Below are 20,120 nucleotides of genomic sequence, written 5' to 3'. Positions count from 1 at the left end.
TTCCGGTCGTGCCTCATCCATATCGGCATGGATCAGAAATCCGGTTCGTCATCCACGCCGCTGTCCATATAGGTATCGTCCTCGGCGGGTGCGAGGGCTGCGGCAGCGACTTCATCATCATGGGTGCGCACATCCACAACCTGCGCACCAGGAAAGCGCTCCAGAACGGCAGCGACCAAAGGATGAGCCTTGATACCCTCCTCACGCTCGGCCTGCCGGGCGGCTTTTTCCTCGGCCAGAGTCGCCCCACCCTTCTCGGAAGAGAGCGAAACCAGCCAACGTCGGCTCGTCCATTCCAGCAGCTTGCGGGCCAGATCCTGCACCACTTGTGCGCTGGCCCCTTCCAGAAGCGCCACCTCAATGCGCCCATCCTCGAAACTGACGGGCCGCAGATTATGTTCCACGGCATGCTTGAGGGCGAGATCGCGCTTGGCAGAGGCCAGCGTCACCACGTCTGCAAGGCAGGTCAGGCGCGGGCCGGCTTCCGCAGCAACCGCGACGGGCCGCATCATCGCATCAGGGCGCTCCATCCGGGCCGGGTGCTCCATGCCCCCACCAGCCGCCAGAGCCAGACGTGCCCCACCGCCGGAAACCGCACTGGGCGCACCCGCTGCTGAAGGCGCACCACCAGAACCGCCGCCCCCACCAGAACCGCTACCAAGCGGACCACCCTGCGGACCGCTTGGCGGATTATTCTTCAACTGGCGCAGGGCTTCATCCGGTGTCGGCAGATCCGCCGCATAGGCCAAGCGCACCAACACCATCTCCGCCGCCTGCACGGGCTTGGGTGCCTGCTGCACCTCGCCGATGCCCTTCATCAGCATCTGCCAGGCCCGCGCCAGCACGCGCATGGCAAGACCTTCCGCCATTTGCAGGCCGCGTGTGCGTTCGGCCTCCACCAGAGCTGCGTCATTCGCTGTTTCCGGCACAATCTTCAGGCGCGTGACGAGATGGGTAAAATCCGCCAGATCGGTGAGGATCACCGCCGGGTCGGCCCCGGCGTCATACTGATCCCTGAAACAGGAAAGGGCGCGGGGCATATCGCCCTTCATCAGCGCCTCGAACAGGTCGATCACCCGCCCCTTGTCGGCCAACCCCAGAAGATGACGCACCTCTTCCGCACTGACATGGCCGCCACCATGGGCGATGGCCTGATCCAGCAGGGAGAGGGAGTCGCGCACCGAGCCTTCCGCCGCGCGGGAGATGACGGACAGCGCCTCGTCCTCAACCTCCACCTGCTCTTTCCGGCAGATATTGGCAAGATGAGCCGCCAGCTCTCCGGCCTCCACGCGGCGCAGGTCAAACCGCTGGCAGCGCGAGAGCACGGTAACGGGCACCTTGCGGATTTCGGTGGTGGCGAAGATGAATTTCACATGCTCCGGCGGCTCTTCCAGCGTCTTCAGCAGCCCATTGAAGGCGGCCGTGGAGAGCATGTGCACTTCGTCGATGATATAAACCTTGTAGCGCGCCAGAACCGGGCGATAGCGCGCGCTCTCGATGATTTCGCGAATATCGTTGATGGAGGTGTTGGACGCGGCGTCCATCTCCATCACATCCACATGGCGCGATTCGATGATGTCGCGGCAGTGCTTGCCGGGTACGGAAAGATCCAGGCTCGGCCCGGAGACGCCCCCCTCCGCGCCGTCCATCGGCTCATAATTCAGCGCTCGGGCGAGAATGCGGGCGGTTGTCGTCTTGCCCACGCCGCGCACGCCAGTGAGGATATAGGCTTGCGCGATACGCCCGGAGGCGAAGGCATTGGACAGGGTGCGCACCATCGCTTCCTGCCCGATGAGATCATCAAAATTCTGCGGACGATATTTACGCGCCAGCACGCGATAGGCACTGGGCGAGGCCTGCGCCACTGCGCGCGCGCCCGCCCGAACGACTGCCCCGACCGATTCAGCCGCAGGCAAACCCAGTTCCAGCCCGGCATGTTCCGCCGGGCCTTCCGCAAGCGCCCCTTCCGCAAGAGCAGGGGATGGGCCGTTCTCATTCTCGCGCGTGTCTTCGCTCATGGGCCTTACATAGCATCCGCAGATGACGAGTCGAGCGATCGTCTCGCCACCATGCACCGAAGAGACAGGCGAAGGTGATCTGCGCCCGCCTATTTCGCCTTCAGCAGCGTTTCCAGCCCGCCAACCCGCACACAGACATAACGACGATAACCATTCTCATATTCAGCCTTCGCCCGTGCATCCAGTTTGGCCGGCACATGGGCGGCGATGGAAGCCTTGCAGGCGGCTTCATCCTTGTAAGCCATATCCTGCACAACCGGCGTTTCCGGCCCGGACAGGGCATTGAGAAGAACGACAACGACAACCCACATGGTGCACTCCTGATGATCGCAAAGCTTCAGGCAGGGCGCACGCTGCGCCGCTGCGCATGCATCATGCCAGAGATGTGGGGAAGAGATAAGGTGGGAGGCTGGACAGAGACCCGACCCGGGCTCGTTGGGGCTGCTTCCTTCCGGACCTGACCCGGTTGGCGAGTGGTTCGTCCACCGCCAACCTCCCGCCTGCTATATGGCAGGCCATGCGGCCGAACACAAGAGCTGCGCCGGCAAGAGTGTGCGACAATCACTGTCATCGGGGTTTCATCCACACCCCTCCCCCGTGGGCTCCCTTCTTTCGCCCTTGCCGGCGCACCTGCCGTGACAGCGCCCCAAGGCTGGGTTATGGGCTGTGCCCTCAAAAGGAAGGAACAGCCATGGCCGCCCCTGCGAAAGGTGATACGGAAACCATCGCCCGCCTCATTGCCAGCGAGATCAGCGCCCGCCCGGCGCAGGTGAGCGCCGCCGTGGGGCTGCTGGATGAAGGTGCGACCGTTCCCTTCATTGCCCGCTACCGCAAGGAAGTCACCGGCGGGCTGGATGACACCCAGTTGCGCACACTGGAAGAGCGCCTCTCCTATCTGCGCGAGCTGGAAGCGCGCCGCACCGCCGTGCTCTCTTCCATCGAGGGACAGGGCAAGCTCACCGATGAGCTGCGCGGGAAGATCGCCACCGTCACCACCAAGGCGGAACTGGAAGATCTGTACCTGCCTTACAAGCCCAAGCGCCGCACCAAGGCGCAGATTGCGCGCGAGCGCGGTCTGGCTCCGCTGGCGGAGACCATTCTGGCAGATCGCTCTGTGGTGCCGGCAGATCTCGCCAGGCAATATCTCACGGAAGAGGTGGCTGACACCAAGGCTGCGCTGGATGGCGCACGCGATATTCTGGCCGAAACCTTCTCTGAAAATGCCGATCTTCTGGCCCGCCTGCGCAGCTATATGAAGGGCAATGCGGTGCTCCATGCCCGTGTGGTGGAAGGCAAGGCAGAGGCCGGCGAGAAATTCCGCGATTATTTCGACCATGCGGAAGCCTGGTCCAAGGCCCCGAGCCACCGCGTGCTGGCCATGCTGCGCGGGCGCAATGAGGATGTGCTCACCCTCGATCTGGAACTCGACACCGAGGCCACCACCCCGCTGAAGCCTGCCGAACGCATGGTGGCGGAAACTTATGACATCGCCCTCACCAATCCGCGCCCTGCCGATGCCTTTCTGGCTGATGTGGCGCGCTGGGCATGGCGGGTGAAGCTCTCGCTGCATCTTTCCGTGGAGCTGATGGGCGAAGTGCGCGAGCGAGCCGAGGAAGAGGCTATCCATGTCTTCGCCCGTAATCTGAAGGATCTTCTGCTGGCCGCCCCCGCCGGCGCGCGCGCCACCATGGGGCTGGATCCGGGCATCCGCACCGGCGTGAAGGTGGCGATTGTGGATGGCACCGGCAAGCTGCTGGAAACAGCCACCGTCTACCCCTTCCAGCCACGCAATGATGTAGCCGGCACCAATGCCGTGCTGGCGAACCTCATCCGCAAGCACAATGTGGAACTCATCGCCATCGGCAATGGCACCGCCAGCCGCGAGACAGACAGGCTGACAGCGGATCTGCTGGCCGTTCTGCCCCCTGCCGCAAATGGCAAAAAGCCGATCAAGGTGGTGGTGAGCGAGGCGGGTGCATCCGTCTATTCCGCTTCTGCGGTCGCCGCCGCCGAGATGCCGGATATTGATGTCTCCTTGCGCGGGGCCGTTTCCATCGCCCGCCGCCTGCAAGACCCGCTGGCGGAACTGGTGAAGATCGAGCCAAAATCCATCGGCGTCGGTCAGTATCAGCATGATGTGGACCAGCCCCGCCTCGCCAAGGCGCTGGATGCGGTGGTGGAAGATGCGGTGAACGCCGTGGGCGTGGACCTCAACACCGCTTCCGCCTCGCTGCTGGCGCGGGTCTCTGGCCTTGGTACTTCTCTCGCCGAGGCCATTGTGGCGCATCGCGACAATGTGGGCCCGTTCAAGACCCGCAAGGAATTGCTGAAAGTCTCCCGCCTTGGCCCACGCACTTTTGAGCTGGCCGCCGGCTTTCTGCGCATTCCCGATGGCAAGGAGCCGCTGGATGCCTCCGCCGTTCACCCGGAAGCCTATGATCTCGCCAAGAAGATCGTCTCTGCCTGTGGGCGTGATGTGCGCGCGCTGATGGGTGACACCGCCGCCCTGAAGGCGCTGGACCCGCGTGTGTTCGTGGATGAGCGCTTCGGCCTGCCCACCGTGCGCGACATTCTCTCGGAGCTGGAAAAGCCCGGCCGCGATCCCCGCCCCGAATTCAAGACCGCCAGTTTCGCCGAGGGTGTGAACGAAATTTCAGATCTCAAACCCGGCATGGTGCTGGAAGGCACGGTGACGAATGTCGCCGCCTTCGGGGCCTTCGTTGATATTGGTGTGCATCAGGATGGTCTGGTGCATGTCTCCGCATTGGCGGATCGCTTCGTGAAAGACCCGCATGAGGTGGTGAAGGCCGGTGATGTGGTGAAGGTGCGCGTGGTGGATGTGGATGCCAAGCGCAAGCGCATCGCCCTTTCCATGCGCAAGGATGATGCGGAGAGCCGGTCCGGTGCCCGCTCTTCTGGTGCAGCCGGCAAGCCCCCGCAGCAAGGCCATCGCAACCCACCCCCCAATAAGGGCAAAGGTGGACGCGGACGGGACAGCGACGCCGGGCAAGGTGCTTTTGGCGCTGCGCTGCTGGAAGCCATGAAACGTAAAGGTCAATAGGCAGGCCCTTCCCTCCCAGCCCAGAAAAACCGCCACGCACACCAGAAGGGCGGCTTCACGATGGCTCATCACATGAGCCATACGCAAAAGATGCATAGAAAAGGCGCTGAATGCCCATGAATTGGCGCCTTTTCATACTTCACGCCCTTCGCAATACATCCTAGCATCCCGAGCAGGAGGCCACGTCCTCCCCCTTCTTCAGGGTTCAGGTCCGGGACGGCCCGGCGATCGGAGAATGGAGTATCCTGTGGCGTGGATCATCTTGACCATTGCCGGGCTGCTGGAAGTGGTCTGGGCTTATGCCATGAAGCAGTCTGAAGGCTTTACCCGCCTCACCCCCTCAGCCATCACCCTCATCACCATGGTCGCCAGCTTTGCGCTACTCTCCATGGCCATGCGCAGCCTGCCCCTGGGCACTGCCTATATGGTATGGACAGGCATTGGCGCGGTGGGCGCATTCATTGTCGGCGCGGTGTTTCTGGGAGAAGCGGCAAACCCCATGCGCATTTTCGCGGCCGTGCTGATTGTCAGCGGGCTCGCCGTCATGAAACTCTCGGAAGGGTAAGGCATAAAGGGCGCGGCACAGGCTGCGCCTCACATGGCGGCCATGGCATGAGGCCAACCATGAAAAAGGCCGGCTCCACATCTCATGCGGGCCGGCCTCATCATTCTGCATCGGCTCAATTCAGCGCCGGCTATTGGCCTCAACCTTCACGGGGCGCAACACCAGATTGCGCAGGCGCGCCTTGTGGCCACCCTTGGTGCTCGCGCCGCCATTCATCAGCATCACGGCAAAGCCCATCTGCACGCTGCCAAAGGTGATGCCCAGACCGCCAACCAGCAGGGCCGCAGCCAGATAACCATCCTGATGCGTGCGCACCAGCGTACCAAGATTGGCGACATCAAACGCCACCAGCGCACCCACAAAGACTACGGCGAGAGAAACGCCAATCACCGCATGGGTTACCAGAAATTTCACGAGAGTCGGCATGGCCCGTTCTCCTCTCTGCCTGCGCGGCTCTCCGGCGTTGCGATATGAACCGTCAGGATTATCAGTCTTGTTGATAATCGCATGGGGCCCACCCCCGCGCAAGGCGAAGATTCTGCCACGTCCGCCGGAAACCATGATGCTGAAACCGCCAGCCCCACCTGTGGCACCCCCCGCAGAAGGATGCGATAAGCTCAGGCAGGACAGGCGCGCAACATACCTATTACAAGGCATGTTGCGCGCCTACAGGATTGGCAGGCGAGGGCACAGGGCATGGTCAAGCTGAACAAGATCTACACCCGCACCGGAGACAATGGCACCACGGGTCTGGGCACCGGCGCACGGGTGAAAAAATATGACCTGCGCGTGGCCGCCTATGGCACGGTGGATGAAGCCAATGCCGCCCTCGGCATCGCCCGCCTGCATCTGGCCGATGAGCCCGCTCTCGATGCCATGATGATGCGCGTGCAGAATGATCTTTTCGACCTGGGCGCGGATCTGTGCACCCCGCCCACGGCGGATGAGGCCCCCGGCAATGCCCTGCGTATCGTGCCGGAGCAGGTGAGCCGTCTGGAGCAGGATATCGACATGTTGAATGCCGAACTTTCTCCCCTCACCTCTTTCATCCTGCCTGCGGGCACCCCGGCAGCGGCGCATCTGCATCTGGCCCGCACCATCTGCCGTCGCGCCGAACGCGAAATGGTCGAACTCTCCCACACGGAAGACGAATCCGTGGGCGCTCCGGCCATCCATTATGTGAACCGCCTGTCGGACCTGCTGTTCGTCGCCGCCCGCTATGTGAATGCCCGAGGCACGGCAGATGTGCTGTGGGTGCCCGGCGCCAGCCGTTAAGTTGCACCGCCGCCCACAGGCGAAAAACAAGATCTGCCAATGGCCTGGAGACGCAGGACACCATGCCGCGCCTCCAGCATACCTTCCGTTCGCGGAACCCCCCTTCCCTTTGCGTCACGAATCGGCAGTATGTGCGCGCCATGAGTTCAGGGTCGGCTGGCGTTTTGCGCCTTTCGGCCTGCGGACAGGCAGCGCCGGGGCCGGTCAGGGCCTGCCCCGGCCGCCGACCTATCCCGCCTCGACACATTGAAGATTTTCAGGGTGCCCGCACCCTGTCATCAGGGTTGCATCTGTGCCTGGCCATAATCCGGATGGTTTGCGCGGCAGGTGCCCTGGCTGCCCTGGCAAGGGAACAGTGCGCTGCGGCCCTGCTCGCAGATGCGCTGTAGAATTTGCTGGTGCAGCAACGTGTCTTCCGGCCTGAGCTCATGGCAGGGCCCGCAGCTTCCTGCTGCTGAAAAAGGCAAGCGTTGACACGATTTGTGGCCGCTCCTACGGTGGCCGCGGTCTCGGTTTGCTGCGTTGCAGGTAAACGGGCGGGAAACACATAATCTCGGCGCACGAATCACGCTGCCGGAGGCGGATTCGGAAGACGGGGAGCATGCCTTAGATGAAGATTTTGGTGCCCGTGAAGCGGGTGGTTGACTACAACGTCAAGGTGCGGGTGAAATCGGACGGGTCAGGCGTTGAACTGGCCAATATCAAGATGTCCATGAACCCCTTCGACGAAATCGCGGTTGAAGAAGCGCTGCGCCTCAAGGAAGCCGGCAAGGCGAGCGAAGTCGTCGCCGTTTCCATCGGTCCGGCCCAGGCCACAGAGACCCTGCGCACCGCCCTCGCCATGGGTGCGGACCGGGCCATTCTCGTGAAGACCGACACCGTGGTGGAACCTCTCGCCGTGGCGAAGATTCTCAAGGGTGTGGTGGCCGAAGAAGCCCCCGGCCTGGTCATTCTGGGCAAGCAGGCCATCGACGATGACTGCAACCAGACCGGCCAGATGCTCGCCGCCCTTCTGGGCTGGGCTCAGGGCACCTTCGCCTCCAAGGTCGAGGTTGAAGACGGTGCTGTGCTGGTGACCCGTGAAATCGACGGCGGCCTTCAGACCGTGAAGCTGAACACTCCGGCCATCGTGACCACCGATCTGCGTCTCAATGAGCCGCGCTATGCCTCTTTGCCCAACATCATGAAGGCGAAGAAGAAGCCGCTCGCGGAGAAGGCTCCCGGCGATTACGGGGTGGATGTTGCCCCGCGCCTCGAGGTGCTGAAAACCGCAGAACCGGCTGGCCGCAAGGCTGGCGTGAAGGTGGGCTCGGTCGCCGAGCTCGTGGCGAAGCTCAAGGATGAGGCGGGAGTGATCTGATGGCCACTTTGCTGCTTGCTGAACACGATAACGCCGCTCTTAACGGCGTGACCGCAAAGGCTCTCACCGCCGCTGCGGCGCTGGGTGCCCCCGTGCATGTGCTGGTGGCCGGCGAAAACGCCAAGGCCGTAGCCGATGCAGCCGCCAAGCTGGCCGGTGTGGAAAAGGTGCTGCTGGCCGACAATGCGCTCTATGCGCATCATCTGGCCGAGCCCATGGCCGACCTGCTGGTGAAGCTGGCCCCCGGTTATGACGCCATCGTTGCGCCCTCCACCTCGGTGGGCAAGAATGTGCTGCCCCGCGTGGCCGCCCTTCTCGACGTGATGCAGATTTCCGACATCATCAAGGTGGAAAGCCCGGATACGTTCGAGCGCCCCATCTATGCCGGAAACGCCATCCAGACTGTGAAATCTTCTGACGCTAAGAAGATCATCACCGTGCGTACCGCCTCGTTCGCAGCTGCGGGCGAAGGTGGCTCCGCCGCTGTCGAGGCCGTGGACACCGCCGCTGATCCGGCCATCTCCAGCTTCGTGAGCGAAGACATCGCCGCGTCTGACCGCCCGGAACTGACGGCCGCCCGCGTGATCGTCTCCGGTGGCCGCGCCGTCGGCTCCCGCGAGAAGTTCGCCGAGCTGATCGAGCCGCTGGCGGATGAGCTGGGTGCGGCCGTTGGCGCCTCCCGCGCTGCGGTGGATGCAGGCTACGCCCCCAATGACTGGCAGGTGGGCCAGACCGGCAAGGTCGTCGCCCCCGAGCTGTATATTGCGCTCGGCATCTCCGGCGCCATCCAGCATCTCGCCGGCATGAAGGATTCCAAGATCATCGTTGCCGTCAACAAGGACGAAGAAGCTCCCATCTTCCAGGTGGCGGATTACGGCCTTGTCGGCGACATCAATGTTGTGATCCCCGAGCTGAAGGCGGAAGTCGCCAAGGCAAAGGGCTGAGACAACCCGGCCGGGGGGGTTTGTTCCCCCGGCCTCGTCCGCATACATGGGTGCCATTCTGGGCCCGATGGGAAATGAGAGAAACATGCCGCTCGAGATCAAGAAGGTCGGGGTGATCGGCGCTGGGCAGATGGGCAACGGCATTGCCCATGTGTGCGCCCTCGCCGGTTATGATGTAGCCCTCAATGATATCGATCCCGAACGCATCCGCGCCGGCATCGCGACCATTGACAAGAACATGACACGCCAGGTGTCCAAGGGTTCCGTCACCGAAGATGCGCGGCAGACGGCGATCAAGCGCATTGGCCCGGCCAACGCTATCGAAGATCTCGGCGATTGCGATCTCGTGATCGAATCCGCAACCGAGCGTGAAGAACTGAAGCAGAAGATCTTCGCATCACTCTGCCCGGTGCTCCGCCCGGACACGCTGCTGGCTTCCAACACCTCTTCCATTTCCATCACCCGTCTGGCCGCCGGCACCGACCGGCCGGAGCGTTTCATCGGCGTTCACTTCATGAACCCGGTGCCGATCATGGAGCTGGTGGAACTGGTGCGCGGCATCGCCACCGATGACGCCACGTTCGATCTGGCGAAGACCTTCGTGGCCAGCCTCGGCAAGACCTATGCCGTGGCCGAAGATTTCCCGGCCTTCATCGTCAATCGCATCCTGCTGCCGATGGTGAACGAAGCCATCTATACGCTGTATGAAGGCGTGGGCTCGGTGGATTCCATCGACAAGGCGATGCGCCTGGGCGCCAACCACCCCATGGGCCCGTTGCAGCTCGCCGACTTTATCGGCCTGGATACCTGCCTGGCCATCATGCAGGTGCTGCATGAAGGGCTGGCGGATTCCAAATACCGCCCCTGCCCGCTGCTGGTGAAATATGTGGAAGCCGGCTGGCTCGGTCGCAAGACCAAGCGCGGCTTCTATGATTACCGTGGCGAAACCCCGGTGCCCACGCGCTGAGGCATCGCACGAAAGCCACATGGGGCTTTCGGCAGGGCAAGAATTTCAAGGGGCCGGTTTCCGGCCCCTTTTCTTTTGCCAAAAGACTGAGGCACCCAAGCCCCTATATGGCAGGCAAAGAAAAAGGCGCCGGCACGAAGCCGACGCCTATCGTTCTTTCCTGCCGGTCGAGATCAGGCGCTTTCAAGCACCTTTTCGGCATGGTGCATCGTGCCCGTCTCACGCGCCCGGACATGCCAGGACAACGCCTCTTCCAGAACATGCGGCGTGTGCCCCCCACGGGCCGCCGCACGATCATAATAATCCTGCATCTCATCGCGGAAGGTGGGATGCACGCAGTTCGCAATCACCACCTTGGCCCGCTCACGCGGAGCCAGCTCACGCAGATCCGCAAGGCCCACTTCCGTCACCAGAATGTCCACATCATGCTCAGTGTGGTCCACATGGCTCACCATCGGCACCACCGAAGAAATCGCACCATGCTTGGCGGTGGATTTGGTCACGAAAACGGACAGGAAGGCATTGCGGGCGAAATCACCCGAGCCGCCAATACCATTCATCATGTGCGTACCGCTCACATGAGTGGAGTTCACATTGCCATAAATGTCAAACTCCAGCGCCGTATTGATGCCGATCAGACCCAGACGGCGGATAATTTCCGGATGGTTGGAAATCTCCTGAGGGCGCAGCACCAGCCGGGATTTATATTCGCTGATCTTCGGCATCACCTCATCATATTTCCCCTTGGAGAGGGTGATGGAAGACCCCGAAGCAAAATTCAGCTTGCCGGCATCAAACAGATCGAAGGTGGAATCCTGCAACACCTCCGAATACATGGTCAGATCATGGAAGGGGCTTTCAATGAAGCCGTGCATCACCGCATTGGCAATGGTGCCTATACCAGCCTGAAGCGGCTGGAGGCGCTCCGTCAGGCGACCCTTCTTCACCTCATGCTGCAAAAACTCCATGAGATGGGCAGCGATGGCGGCTGTCTCATGGTCTGGCGGCAGAACGGTGGAGGCTGAATCCAGCTTCTCCGTCACCACAATGGCGGCGATCTTTTCCGGGGGCACCGGAATAAAGGGCAAGCCCACACGGCTTTCGGCCGTCACCACCGGAATCGGCTCGCGGAAGGGGCGGCGCGTGGGGATATAGATATCGTGCAACCCTTCCAGCTCCGCCGGCTGGGTGAGGTTGATCTCCACAATCACCTTCTCGGCGAGAATGGCGAAAGTCGCCGAATTGCCGACAGAGGTGGTGGGCACAATGCCACCAGATGCCGTGATGCCCACGGCCTCGATCACCGCCACATCAATGGGGCCAAGCTGGTGTGTGCGCAGATGCTCCACCGTCTCGGACAGGTGCTGATCCACAAACATGACTTCGCCGGCATTGATAGCCTTGCGCAGCGCGGGATCCGCCTGGAAAGGAATGCGACGGGAGAGCAGATGGGCTTCCGCCATCTGCTTGTCGAGATCATTGCCGAGGGATGCGCCGGTGATGAGGGTGATCTTCATCGGCTCATGCTGGGCACGTTCTGCCAGGGCCATGGGCACGGCCTTCGCCTCACCCGCACGGGTGAAGCCGCTCATGCCCACAATCATGCCATCCCGGATCAGGCTTGCGGCTTCCTCAGCCGAGACGATCTTGTCGCGCAGGGAGGCAAGGCGAATACGGTCAGAAGGCATGGCGAACTCCGGGCTCCTCGAAAGACTTTACATGAGGCCATAGTGCCCAGAAATGCAGCCCGGAATAAGACTTAAGACAAGATGTAGCTATGCATGGATACAAATGCGCAGACCGAACGCATCTGTCTCCGGCGGGTCTGGAAAGCGCAAGGTATTGTCATCAGCGACTCTTTTCGCCGTCCACGCCCCCGCGCAGGCATCTATGAGGTCATCCAGTTCTGCGCCCAGCGCAAGGGCGTTGTGCGCGTGAAGCGCATCCACAGGCAAGCCAGCAGCTTCCAGAAGCCCGATGCGAAAGGATAAGCCCGCCGGATTGGGGGAATTTTTCACCTTCTTCGCAAAAGGCAGAGATTCTTTTCCATTCATGACCCAGAAACTCACTTCCGGGTGGCACTCATGCAGCTTCTGCCGCAAATCCGGTTGGCTGCGTAACAAGCTGTCCACCTCCGCAATTTTGGGGAAGAGATGGAAGCATTGCTTGCTGACTTTCCGGGGTGGTGTGGAATGGGCCTGAGCATAAGCGCAGGCAGCCCGGTAGCGACGGGTTTCATCCCCCTGCCCCAACCCCGCCATGACAGCACCGCCATGACAGCCCCGCGCGGCGGCACGGAAAATACGCTGGATTGCCTCCCACCCAGCAAGGGCCGCACCAGCTTTTCGGCTGTTCGCCCTTTTGCGCCAATGGCTTCCGGTAGCCCGATGGGAATATCAATCGCCGCCATAGTCAGCTTTGGCAGACGGGTAAACAGCGCACCAATATGGGGCAAACGCAAAAACTCAAGCTGCTGCGCCCCATCCCACAAGGCGCAGACCCAGCCCCCACGACAGCCATCAATGCCTGCATAGAGAGGAGCAGCAGCAAGGTATTGTTGCATCTGCCCCTCCCAACGGCGGAAAGCTCCTCAACGCCTCAACACATCTCGCGCATCTGGCCTTCTGGCTCTCTTCAATCCTCGCCCGGCCGGGCAACGGGCAACGGAATGGTGGAAGGCTGAGGCACCGGCGCAAGATAGTGCTTGCGTGGCACCGCCAATGTGCCATCCGCCGCAAAGGGGCCATGAGCCCCGCCTCCCCGCGCATCAGCCCGGCCCGCCCCTGCATAGGACATGGGCCCCGCCGTGGGGTAACCATCCGGCCCCACAAGCCAGCCCGGCGGCAAGCCATTGGGGGCATTGCTTTCCGGCTGGCGAGCCATGGGGGCCTGAGGCGCCTTGACTGGCGGAGGATCATAAACAGGTGGATTATAGGGCGGCAAAACCGACGGCGCAGCCTTCACCGGCAATGGCGCGGGCCGTGCGGCATCCGGTGCGGCTGCGGGGCGCGGCGCTGCATATTGCTGCAGATTGGGGCGGCAATAGCTGCGCCCCTTCACATGTCGTTTCAGATCAAAATGGATGTGATCGTAGTGATAGATGTTCGATCCGGGCGCGAGCACTGTGGTGAAACGCTCACATGCCCCCATATGCACCTGCCGCAAAAAGCCCTTTTCTTCAGGCGTACCGCCCTTCCAGTTTTTTTTCACGGTGATCCAGCGCCCATCCGCCGTGCGGAAGGCGCCAATATCCAGCGCATTACCAAAGGCATGCTCAGAAATCTTGGCACCGGCCTGCCCATTCATGGTGCGGCATGAATAGGACGACATCTGCCGCACTGCCACGATAGGCTGCCCCAGCCAAGCCTGCGCTGCCGGCTGCACCACCTCGCGAAACCAGTTATCAGTTTCGCGAATGGCGGGGCACGCCATGCGGGCAGCAGGCTCCACCGTGACATTGCCATCATTAAAGGCATGAACGCGGAAGGGATATTCCATGCCGCAAGCCCCCTTGCCCTCAATGGCCGGCAAAGGCTCCATGAAGGCGGAGGGCATGACGCCCTTTTCCGCAATACATTGCTCTTCCGCCTCTGTGCGCCAGGCCGCACGGCCATTATCGCCGAAGCGACAGCCGGCAAGCAGGCCCGCCATGAGGACCGGGGCAAGAAGATAGAAAGAGGCACGGTGCTTCATGGAAGCACACTGGCGCAACCTCTCTTGCGAAGCCGTTAAAATCTCATGGCAAATTTGCGGCGAACAGCCTGCCTCCGGGCCAAAACCACGCCCGGCCGGTGCCTGTCAGGCTTCTTTCAGAATGCGGACTTGCGACGTGCGACCTCATCCTCACGCGCATTTGCGCTGGCGCCCCTCTCTGCCGGCCTCTCCCCCTCCGGGGTTTCACCCGAGAAAGCCTGCTCAAGCTGCTCTGCCAGGCGCAACAGTTCATCGGGCACCGCTTCTTGCGTGTAGCCCTCGAACAACTGCCTCAATTCCCGGCCCAGAAGATCCTGACGCGCCGAAATATCGCGTCGATGAAGCTGGCCCGCTTCGGGGCGCGCGCGAAAGGAAGGTGTGCTCATGGCAGATTCAGACAGCTCGGAAAAACAATGACCAGAAAAGCAGAAAATGCGACAAGCTCATGCTTCATCCTCCACCCCTCCCGATGTGGGTGATCCGATTTCCAGTTCACCAACATTCGTGCACCAACATTCATGGGCACACAGGGCGCACACAAACAAGCCGCGCGTCGAAGACACGCGTCCATGCCGCACTTTCTTCTTGCGAAACAGGCCTTACGCTCTGCCCCTTCCGCAAACAAGCCTGCCTGCGGAAAATACAAGAGCGCCCGGCGCAGAGGCGATATTCCAAACCTTACGCCCCCTTAATCCCGGTACAGACGGGAAAGTCCGCTTTGCGGCTCTTTCTCATCCTGCCAGGGCTGATTATCCATAATCCCGCATTCACGAGGCCCTTCTTCTTCCAAAGCTGCGTAAGCGTCCAGCAAATGACGCCGCGCAGGCCCGGAAACAGTGGACAGGCGCACGGCACGTTCATGCACGCGACCATCCTCTTTCTCACCCTTTTCCAAACGATATGTGATCTGGAGATCCACACGCCCATCCGGCAGGGCGAATATGCCGTGAGAGGCCGCCGGCCAGGTGCGTCCATACACCCAGCGCACAAAGGCCATATCCGCCCGACAACTGGGCAGGCCAGACCTGTTATAATCCGTCGCCACTGCCACCATGGCGGCCTCGGCTGCCACAGATTGTGGCATGATGGGCTGGCTTATAGGCTGGCTCATGGGCTGCCCGGCCCCGCTACTCTGCAAATGGACCTGCGGGCAATCTGAATCCAGATGCAGCGCAGCAGCCATCGCCGTTTCACGGCTGCCCTCACCCCACATCCGAGTTTCAGCCTGTCTGGCTGTGCAGATGCTCATGGAACCATCCTCCATCCTGCCATCTGCGTCCTCAACGCCGCACGAGCGCTTCTGGTTCCATCACGCAGGAGCGGCGTATTCTTCTACATGGAGCAGCGGCTTTTCCATCCATAGGGAAGCAATGGGAAGCATATATGGACAAGTGCAGGAACAGCAGAGGCTCATCTCAAGCACAGCTCGTGAATCAGCCCTGCATTCAGTGTGGTTCTGAATAGAAAAAAGGCAGGACAGCCCAGCTGCCCTGCCTATAAAGTCATACTTGGAGATGCGTGGATATGAACTGATTTAGGTAACCAAATGGTTCATGAAAATATTTTCTGACCCCGATCCGGTCCTGCATCCTCTTTCATCCACAGCCCTCTGGCTTCTCCAGAAGGGTTTGCAGGCTCAGGGGCACTGCACGCGGTAGGAATTGCCGTAGCGGTCACGCGCCCAGCAATTCTTGGGGGTGGTTTCGGCACCCACGATCGCGCCCGTGCCAGCGCCGATCAGGCCACCAACCAGCGCGCCCGTGGCGGAATTGCCGGCCACCGCAGCACCCAGAGCAGCGCCACCAGCGCCACCAATCAGCGCACCGCCAACCGCACGGTCGCTACGGGATGTTTCGCTGCACCCGGCCAGGGCGAGCGCGAGAGCACCCAGGATCACAGCCGTCTTCATGTTCATCTCCCTTGCCCGTTTCACCCGGCTCAGAACCGGAGAACGCCAAAAAATCAGCGAATTCCCCAAGCATGGCCAATGGCAATCCGCACATCAAATTCATGACCGGCGTGCACAGCACTCCGTCATTCCGACATATAGCATGGGATTCTTCCTCTCGCCCACAGCCAAGAGGGGCACCGCCCACAGCCCATGAAATGCTTTGCCGGGCAACGCCTCACGGGGCGCACTCATGACGGGAAATTTGGCTTCAGAGCATATTGGAAGTTGCCGAACACCCAGCATTTGGGCCAGACATGCAAAGCCGTCGACAAAGCCTGACCCGATACTCGAAAAGAAAAGAGATTGGCTTCAGCCCGCAACAGCCCCGGAAGACGGCGCAACCGGCCCAGGAGACCGCATGCGCCCCTGAACCACCCTGTTTCGTCCCTCTCCCTTGGCCTGATACAGATAATTATCAGCCTGATGCAGAGCCTCATCGAGATCTGGGTAGTGAGAACTCCACAATGCGCCAACACTGATGGTCACGCGAATATTCTGCGGGGTCTGGCTCAGGCTTTCGACAGCGCGACGAATGCGCTCGGCCACGCGCTTCATCGCCTTCTCGTCCATATTCGGCAGAATCGCGACAAACTCCTCACCCCCTGCCCGCGCAACAATATCGCCCTCCCGCACCGTGTCGCGGAACACATCAGAGACAAGTTGCAGCACCACATCTCCCGTGGCATGGCCGTAGGTGTCGTTCACATCCTTGAAATGGTCGATATCCAGAACAAGGAACCCGACACCCCGCACAGCCTGCTCGCCCGGCAAGCCTTCATAAGCTTCCACAAGGCTGCGACGGTTTAGCAGCCCTGTCAGGGAATCCACGCTGGCCTCATGCTTCAACCGCTGCTCACGGAAAGCCAGAAGCTGCTCTCGCTGAAGGAAAAGGCCGAAAACCACTGAAAATACGAGATTGAAAACAATGAGAACCGCCCCCACCGTTTCCCAGAAGCGCATCAGAAGATCCGCAGGCAGCAGGCAGGTGCCGATCAGGCCCGCAGACATCAGGCCCCCCAGCAGCAAATGCGCCATGACCGGCCGGTTGACCCGCCCCTGAAACAGAGACCACCAGACCAGCCCGACACCCCCTGTCAATATGATGGTCACCACACCCGACAACTGACCCACGCCGCCCAGAGACAAGCGCGCACCACTGGCCATCAACACAGTTACGGCCGCCCCTATAGGCCCCGAATAAGCAGCGCCAAACCCAATAAAGAGACTGCGCATATCGGCAACCACGCCGGGGGCGATCTGAATCGGCGACAGAATCGACAAAATCGCACCTGTGCCGAAACACAGCCCGCCCATCACATCAATGGCCGCCCGCGGCATGCGCCAACGGATCAACCCGCCATAAATCATGGCCACAAGAGCCATGATGCCCACGCTATGCGCAAAATTGACGAGAGTGCCAACCATCTCTCTCTCCTTCACTCTGCGCCAGATCTATATGCGCGTCAGCAAGCCCCCAGACTCGCAAACAGCCGCGAGATGCGGATAGAGCATAGCCTGAATATAGAGAGAGAAAAGAGCCCCGCCAGCAGGTAAAACCTGCCGAACACTGCGATCAACTTCATACATCGAGCAGCATTATTTCAGGGAAGAACTGGCGCGCTCTAGGGGAATCGAACCCCTCTCTCCACCGTGAAAGGGTGGCGTCCTGACCGATAGACGAAGAGCGCTTCAGGTGAGGCTTCTTATAGGGGCACACTTTTCCGGCTGCAAGCACCCATTTGAAGTTATCCAAAGGCTGTGATGTTTTTTTTTGCAGTCCGGTCTTTTCACCCCACCCCGTCCAGCATGGCCAGAGGAATGCCCACCCTCAAAACTGTTGCATTCTGACTTGTGGAGGGTGTGCGGAGCATATGGCTCTTGCTATCATTCCTGAAGTTCAAACCACGTGCGTGTGTGCGCTAAGGAAACTGATCACCCATGGGGGCTGACACGCTGAGGCCAGGTCCACACTTCAATGACCTGCCGAATGAGAGTAAAGACGCTGTATCGCCGCTGGAGGAACTCTCCGGCACCATCAAATGGTTTGACGCCTCCAAGGGCTATGGCTTCGCCAGCGCGGATGATGGCGGCTCCGATATCCTTATTCATGTCACCTGCCTGCGTCGGGACGGGTATGATACCGCGCTGGAAGGCGCCCGCATCATATGCGAAGCCACGCAACGCATCAGGGGCAGACAAGCCTTCCGCATTCTCTCTCTGGATTTGAGCACAGCCATCCATCCGGGTGCCAGGCCCTGCCGCACCCATGTGCAGGTGGAGCCCACCAGCGGGCTCGAAAAGGCCACGGTCAAATGGTTCAACCGCTTGCGCGGCTTCGGCTTCCTCACCCAAGGTGACGATTCGCCGGATATTTTCGTGCATATGGAAACCATGCGGCGCTTTGGCCTCACAGAGCTTCGCCCCGGACAATGCGTGCAAGTACGCTATGGCGATAGTGAAAAGGGACGCATGGCCTCCGAAGTGCGCGCCATGCCCACCCCAGAAGAGAACAACTGAAACAGCTTTCCCAAGCGGATATTCCGGCATCATGCGCCCTTCTTTCTCCCGTCTTCCACCCATGCAACGCTGTCTGAAACAGGCGCGCCTGTTGATGGTCTCGGGCAGCCTGCTCACGGCCCTGGCAGGCTTCGGCCTCTCCCTCCCGCCTCTCCTCGCCCCGCTGCCTGCCCATGCCGAAGCGCCCGCGAAGCATGAGAGCCAGATGCTGACGCCTCTGGAGCCGGCGGAAGTTGTCACCCGCAAGGGCGTGGTCATGCTGGAAATGGAGGTGGCGCGCACGGATGAAGAGCGGACGCGCGGGCTGATGTATCGCAAATCCCTGCCCGAACGGCATGGCATGATGTTCGATTTCGGCTACGATCAACCCATCTATATGTGGATGAAGAACACCTATATTCCGCTGGATATGCTCTTCATCCGCTCGGATGGCACCATTGCCCGCATTGAAGAGATGACAACGCCATTCTCAACCCGCACCATTTCTTCCGGCGCACCGGCTCGGGTGGTGATTGAGCTGGCAGGCGGCTCTTCCCGCCGCCTCGGTATCGCTGCGGGAGACAAGGTTGCGCATCCCGTCTTCCGCAAACCCTGAGCACTCTTCCACAGACAGATGAAGAATGGCAGGCACGCACATATTGCCAAGCCCCTTCTGCTCCCATACATTGGCGCACCGTCGGAGCATAGCGCAGCCTGGTAGCGCATCTGCTTTGGGAGCAGAGGGTCGCAGGTTCAAATCCTGCTGCTCCGACCAATAGTTAGTTGATTCCTGACCTTCTGCTTTGGGCAAATTCCGGGAAAACTCCGGGTTTTTATCGCGCTCTCATTTTTCGCTGGCACCAGCAGAGCCGCCTCCATCACGCGCGCAGGTCATCATCATCCGAATGAGCATGTTTTGGGTTGCTCCCGCCCTTGCAGCGACCACAAAAGGCGATGCAACGCCGCCGCAAAAGGAATGGCAGCACCCTTCCATGAATGGTGACGGTTCGCTCCCCCCTCCATATGCCCCGGCGTAAAACAACATCCTCTGCCATTCGGCACCCGGACAGCATCATAAAGCTGAGAATAGGACGTTCGTCAGCCCCAGGAGGGTCACGAACAGACTGCCCTTTGCACCATGTACGCCTTTATATGCAGAGGGTAGCACTCACATGACTTCAGATCTTATCTAGACGCAAAAACGTTGATTCTGAAAATCATCGCACAGAAATATAAAACTGCCTTATTTAAGTTTATTTGATATAAACCCTATAAATTATCAGATTTAATCACAACCTCATGTGAGACCAATCACTACCATCATTATATCCGATAAATTAGGGGCAGAGCGGCGGAAAATCCCAACAAATTCCTCATAAAAATTGCCGATATTTCCAGCCCGCCCAGAAGCAAAATTTTATACTACTTCATACTTCAAGATTGAATTATCCCATAGGCCGGCATCCATACTGTACGCCATGCCCGGCGCACATGAATAAGCCCAGACAGCACACAAGCAGCCCCGGCCCGGCCCGGCCCGGCCCGGCCCGATCATGCCCCTTGCACAACAAATGGGGCCAGCCTTCTCAGGCCAGCCCCATGCTTTTCATACCCGTATCATCCACCCGTGGCGGTCACGCCGCGCCGCTCTTGTCCTTGAGCATATCGAGGGCGACATCGACGATCATGTCTTCCTGGCCGCCAACCATGCGACGTTTGCCCAGTTCGATGAGAATGTCGCGCGTGTCCACGCCATAGGCGCCGGAAGCGTTTTCGGCATGGCGCAGGAA

Annotated in this window: 19 protein-coding genes, 2 tRNA genes, 1 other RNA gene and 1 pseudogene; 9 read left to right on the top strand and 14 right to left on the bottom strand. The window is 60.6% G+C overall.

Annotation, left to right across the window (positions count from 1 at the left end; translation table 11 throughout):
• Positions 1–32: 32 nt before the first annotated feature.
• The 3 genes from ACT6QH_RS08430 to ffs all read right to left on the bottom strand — a co-directional run bounded on the left by ACT6QH_RS08430 (position 33) and on the right by ffs (position 2,516).
• Complete coding sequence (locus ACT6QH_RS08430; protein WP_444974375.1) at positions 33–2,018, bottom strand: DNA polymerase III subunit gamma/tau; 1,986 nt, start codon at positions 2,016–2,018, stop codon at positions 33–35.
• 89 nt (positions 2,019–2,107) lie between these two features.
• Positions 2,108–2,329 carry a hypothetical protein gene (locus ACT6QH_RS08425; RefSeq protein WP_444974374.1) on the bottom strand — a complete coding sequence of 74 codons (222 nt, stop codon included), beginning with the start codon at positions 2,327–2,329 and terminating at the stop codon, positions 2,108–2,110.
• An 89-nt stretch (positions 2,330–2,418) separates the two neighbouring features.
• An RNA gene (gene ffs / locus ACT6QH_RS08420) (signal recognition particle sRNA small type) lies at positions 2,419–2,516 on the bottom strand.
• A gap of 193 nt (positions 2,517–2,709) precedes the next feature.
• On the opposite strand from ffs, the gene ACT6QH_RS08415 reads away from it, so the two are divergent.
• The gene (locus ACT6QH_RS08415) at positions 2,710–5,079 is read left to right on the top strand and encodes a Tex family protein (protein ID WP_444974373.1); all 2,370 of its coding nucleotides are present in this window, start codon (positions 2,710–2,712) and stop codon (positions 5,077–5,079) included.
• Positions 5,080–5,326: 247 nt separating this feature from the next.
• Positions 5,327–5,644, top strand: coding sequence for a quaternary ammonium compound efflux SMR transporter SugE (gene sugE, locus ACT6QH_RS08410; protein WP_444974372.1), 318 nt, complete (start codon positions 5,327–5,329; stop codon positions 5,642–5,644).
• Positions 5,645–5,764: 120 nt separating this feature from the next.
• Here the strand turns inward: sugE and ACT6QH_RS08405 are convergent, their stop codons facing one another.
• Complete coding sequence (locus ACT6QH_RS08405; protein ID WP_444974371.1) at positions 5,765–6,070, bottom strand: hypothetical protein; 306 nt, start codon at positions 6,068–6,070, stop codon at positions 5,765–5,767.
• Positions 6,071–6,340: 270 nt separating this feature from the next.
• Between ACT6QH_RS08405 and ACT6QH_RS08400 the strand changes: the two genes are divergently transcribed.
• The 4 genes from ACT6QH_RS08400 to ACT6QH_RS08385 all read left to right on the top strand — a co-directional run bounded on the left by ACT6QH_RS08400 (position 6,341) and on the right by ACT6QH_RS08385 (position 10,190).
• Positions 6,341–6,919 (top strand): cob(I)yrinic acid a,c-diamide adenosyltransferase, encoded by a 579-nt coding sequence (locus ACT6QH_RS08400; protein WP_444974370.1) that lies wholly within the window; start codon positions 6,341–6,343, stop codon positions 6,917–6,919.
• A 610-nt stretch (positions 6,920–7,529) separates the two neighbouring features.
• Positions 7,530–8,279 carry an electron transfer flavoprotein subunit beta/FixA family protein gene (locus ACT6QH_RS08395; protein ID WP_444974369.1) on the top strand — a complete coding sequence of 250 codons (750 nt, stop codon included), beginning with the start codon at positions 7,530–7,532 and terminating at the stop codon, positions 8,277–8,279.
• Positions 8,279–9,223 (top strand): electron transfer flavoprotein subunit alpha/FixB family protein, encoded by a 945-nt coding sequence (locus ACT6QH_RS08390; RefSeq protein ID WP_444974368.1) that lies wholly within the window; start codon positions 8,279–8,281, stop codon positions 9,221–9,223. The genes ACT6QH_RS08395 and ACT6QH_RS08390 overlap by 1 nt, the downstream gene beginning before the upstream one ends.
• 85 nt (positions 9,224–9,308) lie before the next feature.
• A complete protein-coding gene (locus tag ACT6QH_RS08385) occupies positions 9,309–10,190 on the top strand; it encodes a 3-hydroxybutyryl-CoA dehydrogenase (RefSeq protein WP_444974367.1) in 882 nt (293 codons plus the stop codon).
• A 173-nt stretch (positions 10,191–10,363) separates the two neighbouring features.
• Here ACT6QH_RS08385 and scpC read toward each other — a convergent pair whose 3' ends face one another.
• The 9 genes and pseudogenes from scpC to ACT6QH_RS08340 form a co-directional block, all read right to left on the bottom strand.
• Positions 10,364–11,878: a succinyl-CoA:acetate CoA-transferase ScpC gene (gene scpC, locus ACT6QH_RS08380; protein WP_444974366.1), complete on the bottom strand. Its 1,515-nt coding sequence runs from the start codon at positions 11,876–11,878 to the stop codon at positions 10,364–10,366.
• A gap of 87 nt (positions 11,879–11,965) precedes the next feature.
• The gene (locus tag ACT6QH_RS08375) at positions 11,966–12,451 is read right to left on the bottom strand and encodes a DUF429 domain-containing protein (protein WP_444974365.1); all 486 of its coding nucleotides are present in this window, start codon (positions 12,449–12,451) and stop codon (positions 11,966–11,968) included.
• A 74-nt stretch (positions 12,452–12,525) separates the two neighbouring features.
• Positions 12,526–12,753: pseudogene (locus tag ACT6QH_RS08370) on the bottom strand (DUF429 domain-containing protein); the annotation flags it as partial.
• Between the two features lie 71 nt (positions 12,754–12,824).
• Entirely contained in the window at positions 12,825–13,883 is a 1,059-nt protein-coding gene (locus ACT6QH_RS08365) for an extensin-like domain-containing protein (RefSeq protein ID WP_444974364.1), read from the bottom strand.
• A gap of 116 nt (positions 13,884–13,999) precedes the next feature.
• The gene (locus ACT6QH_RS08360) at positions 14,000–14,269 is read right to left on the bottom strand and encodes a hypothetical protein (protein ID WP_444974363.1); all 270 of its coding nucleotides are present in this window, start codon (positions 14,267–14,269) and stop codon (positions 14,000–14,002) included.
• 302 nt (positions 14,270–14,571) lie between these two features.
• On the bottom strand, positions 14,572–15,132 hold the full coding sequence (locus tag ACT6QH_RS08355) for a hypothetical protein (RefSeq protein ID WP_444974362.1): 561 nt from the start codon (positions 15,130–15,132) through the stop codon (positions 14,572–14,574).
• A gap of 387 nt (positions 15,133–15,519) precedes the next feature.
• Positions 15,520–15,792 carry a YMGG-like glycine zipper-containing protein gene (locus ACT6QH_RS08350; RefSeq protein WP_444974361.1) on the bottom strand — a complete coding sequence of 91 codons (273 nt, stop codon included), beginning with the start codon at positions 15,790–15,792 and terminating at the stop codon, positions 15,520–15,522.
• A gap of 351 nt (positions 15,793–16,143) precedes the next feature.
• A complete protein-coding gene (locus tag ACT6QH_RS08345) occupies positions 16,144–17,259 on the bottom strand; it encodes a GGDEF domain-containing protein (protein ID WP_444974360.1) in 1,116 nt (371 codons plus the stop codon).
• Positions 17,260–17,447: 188 nt separating this feature from the next.
• Positions 17,448–17,522 (bottom strand) — tRNA-Glu (locus tag ACT6QH_RS08340).
• Positions 17,523–17,772: 250 nt separating this feature from the next.
• On the opposite strand from ACT6QH_RS08340, the gene ACT6QH_RS08335 reads away from it, so the two are divergent.
• From ACT6QH_RS08335 to ACT6QH_RS08325, 3 genes are all read left to right on the top strand, one after another.
• Positions 17,773–18,351, top strand: coding sequence for a cold-shock protein (locus ACT6QH_RS08335; RefSeq protein WP_444974359.1), 579 nt, complete (start codon positions 17,773–17,775; stop codon positions 18,349–18,351).
• A 31-nt stretch (positions 18,352–18,382) separates the two neighbouring features.
• Positions 18,383–18,946, top strand: a complete 564-nt coding sequence (locus tag ACT6QH_RS08330) for a DUF192 domain-containing protein (protein WP_444974358.1) — start codon at positions 18,383–18,385, stop codon at positions 18,944–18,946.
• An 82-nt stretch (positions 18,947–19,028) separates the two neighbouring features.
• Positions 19,029–19,105: transfer RNA gene (locus ACT6QH_RS08325), tRNA-Pro, on the top strand.
• Between the two features lie 859 nt (positions 19,106–19,964).
• Here the strand turns inward: ACT6QH_RS08325 and ACT6QH_RS08320 are convergent.
• A partial coding sequence (locus ACT6QH_RS08320) for a 4-hydroxy-2-oxovalerate aldolase family protein (RefSeq protein WP_507237480.1) occupies positions 19,965–20,120 on the bottom strand: 156 nt, incomplete at its 5' end.

The sequence above is a fragment of the Haloleucobacter albus genome, from assembly GCF_052492075.1.
This window is presented reverse-complemented; position numbering and strand designations above follow the sequence as displayed.

Excerpts from the sequence above, each read along its gene's own strand:
- ACT6QH_RS08430 (WP_444974375.1), bottom strand. The coding sequence starts at position 2,018 with ATGAGCGAAGACACGCGCGAGAATGAGAACGGCCCATCCCCTGCTCTT.
- ACT6QH_RS08425 (WP_444974374.1), bottom strand. The coding sequence starts at position 2,329 with ATGTGGGTTGTCGTTGTCGTTCTTCTCAATGCCCTGTCCGGGCCGGAA.
- ACT6QH_RS08415 (WP_444974373.1), top strand. The coding sequence starts at position 2,710 with ATGGCCGCCCCTGCGAAAGGTGATACGGAAACCATCGCCCGCCTCATT.
- ACT6QH_RS08405 (WP_444974371.1), bottom strand. The coding sequence starts at position 6,070 with ATGCCGACTCTCGTGAAATTTCTGGTAACCCATGCGGTGATTGGCGTT.
- ACT6QH_RS08400 (WP_444974370.1), top strand. The coding sequence starts at position 6,341 with ATGGTCAAGCTGAACAAGATCTACACCCGCACCGGAGACAATGGCACC.
- ACT6QH_RS08395 (WP_444974369.1), top strand. The coding sequence starts at position 7,530 with ATGAAGATTTTGGTGCCCGTGAAGCGGGTGGTTGACTACAACGTCAAG.
- ACT6QH_RS08390 (WP_444974368.1), top strand. The coding sequence starts at position 8,279 with ATGGCCACTTTGCTGCTTGCTGAACACGATAACGCCGCTCTTAACGGC.
- ACT6QH_RS08385 (WP_444974367.1), top strand. The coding sequence starts at position 9,309 with ATGCCGCTCGAGATCAAGAAGGTCGGGGTGATCGGCGCTGGGCAGATG.
- scpC (WP_444974366.1), bottom strand. The coding sequence starts at position 11,878 with ATGCCTTCTGACCGTATTCGCCTTGCCTCCCTGCGCGACAAGATCGTC.
- ACT6QH_RS08375 (WP_444974365.1), bottom strand. The coding sequence starts at position 12,451 with ATGGCGGGGTTGGGGCAGGGGGATGAAACCCGTCGCTACCGGGCTGCC.
- ACT6QH_RS08365 (WP_444974364.1), bottom strand. The coding sequence starts at position 13,883 with ATGAAGCACCGTGCCTCTTTCTATCTTCTTGCCCCGGTCCTCATGGCG.
- ACT6QH_RS08360 (WP_444974363.1), bottom strand. The coding sequence starts at position 14,269 with ATGAGCACACCTTCCTTTCGCGCGCGCCCCGAAGCGGGCCAGCTTCAT.
- ACT6QH_RS08355 (WP_444974362.1), bottom strand. The coding sequence starts at position 15,132 with ATGAGCATCTGCACAGCCAGACAGGCTGAAACTCGGATGTGGGGTGAG.
- ACT6QH_RS08350 (WP_444974361.1), bottom strand. The coding sequence starts at position 15,792 with ATGAAGACGGCTGTGATCCTGGGTGCTCTCGCGCTCGCCCTGGCCGGG.
- ACT6QH_RS08345 (WP_444974360.1), bottom strand. The coding sequence starts at position 17,259 with ATGGTTGGCACTCTCGTCAATTTTGCGCATAGCGTGGGCATCATGGCT.
- ACT6QH_RS08335 (WP_444974359.1), top strand. The coding sequence starts at position 17,773 with ATGGGGGCTGACACGCTGAGGCCAGGTCCACACTTCAATGACCTGCCG.
- ACT6QH_RS08330 (WP_444974358.1), top strand. The coding sequence starts at position 18,383 with ATGCGCCCTTCTTTCTCCCGTCTTCCACCCATGCAACGCTGTCTGAAA.